Annotated in this window: 2 protein-coding genes; both read right to left on the bottom strand. The window is 72.7% G+C overall.

All coding sequences use genetic code 11. The features are described 5' to 3' along the window. On the bottom strand, window positions 1–1434 hold a 1434-nt coding region (locus M1E25_RS03040; RefSeq protein WP_251409086.1), incomplete at its 3' end, for a type I polyketide synthase. A 29-nt stretch (window positions 1435–1463) separates the two neighbouring features. After that, the coding region (locus M1E25_RS03035; RefSeq protein WP_251409083.1) for a type I polyketide synthase at window positions 1464–4924 on the bottom strand (3461 nt) is incomplete at its 5' end.

The following is a 4924-nucleotide window of genomic DNA, read 5'->3' as shown; positions in this document are numbered from 1 at the left end:
CTGGTCCGCCCGTGCCTCCGCCGTTTTCGCGGAAAGCACCCACGGCACGGTGTGGTCGGGCGCGGTCGTGTCGGGTTCCGGCGCTTCCTCCGCGTGGGCTTCCTCCACGATCACGTGTGCGTTGGTGCCGCTCAGGCCGAAGGACGAGACGCCCGCACGGCGCGGATGACCCTCCGCCGGCCACTCCCGCGCCTCGGTGAGCAACTCCACCCGGCCCGCCGACCAGTCCACCTGGTCCGACGGCTCGTCCACGTGCAACGTCCTCGGCAGCATCCCGTGGCGCATCGCCATCACCATCTTGATGACACCCGCCACACCCGCCGCCGCCTGCGCGTGACCCAGGTTCGACTTCACCGAACCCAGCCACAACGGCCGGCCTTCCGAACGCTCCTGGCCATACGTCGCCAACAGCGCCTGCGCCTCGATCGGATCACCCAGCCGCGTCCCCGTCCCATGCGCCTCCACCACATCCACATCCGCCGCACTCAAGCCGCCCGCGGCCAGCGCCTGCCGGATCACCCGCTGCTGCGACGGACCGTTCGGCGCCGTCAGACCGCTCGACGCACCGTCCTGGTTGACGGCCGAGCCACGCACCACCGCCAGCACCCGGTGCCCGTTCGCCCGCGCATCCGACAACCGCTCCAACAGCAGCACACCCGCACCCTCGGAGCAGGCGACGCCGTCGGCAGCGGCGGCGAAGGCCTTGCAGCGGCCCTCCGGGGAGAGGCCGCGCTGCTCGCTGAAGTAGACGAACATGTCGGGTGTCGCCATCACCGTCACCCCGCCGGCCAGCGCCAGCGAGCAGTCACCTCGACGCAGGGCGTCGGCCGCGACGTGCAGGGCGACCAGCGAGGAGGAGCAGGCTGTGTCCACGGTCACCGCCGGCCCCTCCAGGCCCAGGGTGTACGCCGCCCGGCCGGACACGAAGCTGCCGGGGCTGCCGTCGGCGTAGTCGTGATACATGACACCCGCGTAGAGACCGGTGCGGCTGCCCTTCAACCTCTTCGGATCGATGCCCGCCCGCTCGATCGCCTCCCAGGACACCTCCAGCATGAGCCGCTGCTGCGGGTCCATGACCGATGCCTCGTTGGGGCTGATGCCGAAGAAGTCCGCGTCGAACTCGGCGGCGTCGTACAGGAACCCGCCGTCGCGGGCGTACGTCCTGCCCGGCATGCCCGGCTCCGGGTCATACACGTCCGGATCCCAGCCCCGGTCCTCGGGAAACCCCCCGATGGCATCCACACCATCGGCCACCAGCCGCCACAGGTCCTCCGGGGACGAGACTCCGCCCGGATACCGGCACGCCATGCCGACGATCGCGACGGGTTCGCCGACCGCCCCGGCCAATTGGGCGTTCTCCTGGCGCAGCCGCTCGTTGTCCAGCAGCGACTTGCGCAGTGCTTCGACGATCTGCTCCACCGATGTGCTGGTCACGTCATCCTCGAATTCCGGGTCGGGTCGGTTCAGTTGCCGTCGGCCAGCGCCGCGCGCACCAGGTCGTCGACGGCCATGTCCTGGATCGCGGTACTGCGGTCCTCGACAGGTGAGCCTGTGTCTGCGGAGGTGTCGGATGCTGTCGAGCCGGCGAGGGCCAGCAGCGTGTCGAGCAGTCCGGCTTCGCGCAGACGGGCGGAGGAAATCGACGCGAGGGCGCGCCTCACGGCCGCTTCGTCCGCGCCTGTGGCCGCGTCCGACGTGTCGGGCGCGGGCCGCAGTTCCTCGAGGAGGCGGGCGGCGAGCGACGTGGAATCGGGGTAGTCGAACATGACCGTGGCCGACAGGCGCAGTCCGGTCGCGGTCTGCAGCCGGTTGCGGAGTTCGACCGCGCCGAGGGAGTCCAGACCGAGTTCGGTGAACCCCCGGTCGGGTGCGACAGCGACGGGATCGTGGTGGCCCAGCACCGCCGCGGCGTGTCCCCGCACAAGTTCCAGGGCGTAACGCTCCCGGTCCTCCGTGGCGAGGCCGGCCAGTTTGCGGGCAGCCGGCGCTGTGCCCGGCGTGTCGGCCGCGCCGGGCTCCGGCCGGGGCGCGCGGCGTGCGGGCCGGGTGTCCGTTCCGGCCAGGCCACGCAGCAGCGCGGGCACCTCGTCCGCCCGTGCGCGGAGGGTCGGACGATCGAACTGCACCGGCGTCAGCACCGGGTCGGGTGCAAGGAGCGCCTTGTCGAACAGATCGAGCCCGTTGGCGAACGACAGTGGGGCCACTCCGGAACGTCCCATCCGTCGCAGGTCTGCCTCGTCGAGTTCGAGGCCCGCCCCCGCGGTTCCCTCCCACAGGCCCCAGGCGAGCGAGGTGGCGGGAAGCCCCTGCGCCCGCCGGTGGTGGGCGAGGGCGTCAAGGAAGACGTTCGCCGCCGCATAGTTGGCCTGCCCGCCGGCCAGGATCTGTCCGCCGACCGAGGAGTAGAGCACGAAGGCGTCCAGGTCGAGGTGGGCGGTGAGGTCGTGCAGGTGCCAGGCGGCGTCCGCCTTGGCGCGCAGGACACTGGTCACCTGTGCCTCGGTGAGGGTGCCGACGAGACCGTTGTCCATGACACCGGCGGCGTGCACGACCGCGGTCAGCGGGTGAGTGTCCGGGATGCCGGCGAGCAGCGCGGCCAGCGCCTCCCGGTCGGCCACATCCACCGCTGCGAGGGTCACCCGGGCCCCCAGCGCGGTCAGTTCGTCGCGGAGTCGCAGGGCCCCCGGAGCGTCCGGCCCGCGGCGGCCGGCGAGCAGCAGGTGCCTGACACCGTGCTCGGTGACCAGGTGCCGGGCGAGCGCTCCGCCGAGGAGTCCGGTGCCGCCGGTGAGGAGGACGGTGCCGTCGCCGTCCCCCGCGATCGGTGCCGCGGAGGCACCCGACTCGGGGCGGGCGGCGGCCAGACGCGGCACGAGGACGTCGCCCTCGCGCAGTGCCGCCTCGCTCTCCCCGGTGGCCAGCACGGCGGGCAGGGCGGTCAGGGACGCGGCTGTGGCGTCGAGGTCGAGGACCACGAACCGCCCCGGGTTCTCCGCCTGTGCGGCTCGCATCACCCCCCACAGGGACGCCTGGACGCAGTCCACCGCCTCGCCCGGCCGTCCGGTGACGGCAGCGTCCTGGGTGAGCAGGACCAGACGGGAGTCGGCGAACCGCGCGTCGTCCAGCCATCGGGCCAGAGTGGCGAGCAGGGTGCAGATCGCCGTCCGTGTCCGCTCCGGGACGTCCGTTCCGGACTCGGGGAGTGCGGAGGCCGGGAGCAGAACGGTCGGGGGGACCGTCCCCTGCCGGGCCAGCGCGTCGAGATCGGCAACACTCCGGTGACCGGCGAGTTCTCCGCCGACGACGACCGTGCCGACCGTGGCCGGGGGCCGTGTCCGGCCGCCCTGAGGGGCGCGCCATTCGGTGCGGAACAGCATGTCCTCGCTCCCTGCGCCGGCCGAGAGCCGGTCGGCGGAGACCTCGCGTACCACCAGGGACTTGACGGTCGCGACCGGCGCCCCGGTGGGGTCCGTGATGCGCAGCGCCACGGCGTCGGGACCCGGCTTGGTGAGCCTCACGCGCAGCATGGCCGCCCCGTGTGCGTGCAGGGTGACACCGCTCCAGGCGAAGGGCAGGGCGGTCCGGTCCGCTTGTGCGTCGCCCTCGTCGAAGACCCGCTCCACGTGCAGGGCGGCATCCAGCAGCGCGGGGTGCAGCCCGAATCCGGCGGCCTCGGAACGACGGCCGTCGGGCAGGACGACGTCGGCGAACAGTTCGTCGCCGCGCCGCCAGGCCGCGGTCAGGCCCCGGAAGAGCGGGCCGTAGCCGTAGCCGAGGCCCGCCAGGTCCTCGTACATGCCGCTGACGTCGACCGGACGGGCCCCCGGTGGCGGCCACGCCTCCAGGTCCGGCTCGGCCGGGGCCGCCTCCCGGGTGAGGAATCCCCCGGCGTGCCGTGTCCAGGGCTGGTCGGCCGCGGCGTCCTCCGGCCGGGAGTAGACGGCGACGCTGCGACGGTCCGACTCCTCCACACCCAGCACGACCTGGACCGCGATGCCGCCTCTCTCGGGGAGCAGCATCGGTGCTTCCTGGGTGAGTTCGTCCAGTTGCTCGTAGCCGACCTCACGGCCCGCGCGCAGCGCCATGTCGATGAAGGCCGTGCCGGGCAGCAGCACGGTGTCCAGAACGGCGTGGTCGGCCAGCCAGGGGTGGGTGTCCAGCGCGAGCCGGCCGGTGAGGACGGTGCTTCCGTTCTCAGCCGAGGTGACGGCGGCGCCGACCAACGCGTGACCCGTGGCGACCTGGCCGATGCCGGCGGCGTCCGCCACGGTTGCGGGGGCGGTCATCCAGTAGCGGGCCCGTTGGAAGGGGTAGGTGGGCAGGTCGATGCGGCGGGCGCCGGTGCCGTCGAAGAACGCGGACCAGTCCACCTCGGCCCCGGTGACGTGCAGCCGGCCCAGCGCCGCGACCACGGCTTCGGCCTCGGGGCGGTTACGGCGCACCGCCGCGACCAGGACGGCGTCGTCGTTCTCCACGCTCTGCCGAGCCAGAGCGGTCAGGACACCGTCCGGGCCGACCTCCAGGAAAGTGCGCACGCCTTGCTGTTCGAGGCCGCGGACGGCATCGGCGAACCGGACCGCCGCACGCACCTGCTCCACCCAGTAGCCGGCATCCAGATCACCGACCGACTCGCCGGTCACCGTGGAGACGATCGGAATGCGCGGTGCCGCGTAGGTCACGCTCTCGGCGACCTTGCGGAACTCCTCGAGCATCGGCTCCATCAACGGCGAATGGAACGCATGCGAGACCGACAGCCGGTTGGTCTTGCGACCCTGCCCGGCGAACCGGGCAGCGATCGCCAGCACCTCGTCCTCCGAGCCCGACACCACCACCGACTCCGGACCGTTGACCGCCGCAATGCTCACCCGCTCCGTCAGATGCGGTGCGATCTCGTCCTCGGTGGCTTCGACCGCCACCATCGCAC

This window comes from Streptomyces meridianus (assembly GCF_023703325.1).
GTDB lineage: Bacteria > Actinomycetota > Actinomycetes > Streptomycetales > Streptomycetaceae > Streptomyces > Streptomyces meridianus.
The sequence above is the reverse complement of the archived record's forward strand: the minus strand, read 5'-3'. Positions and strand labels throughout refer to the sequence as shown.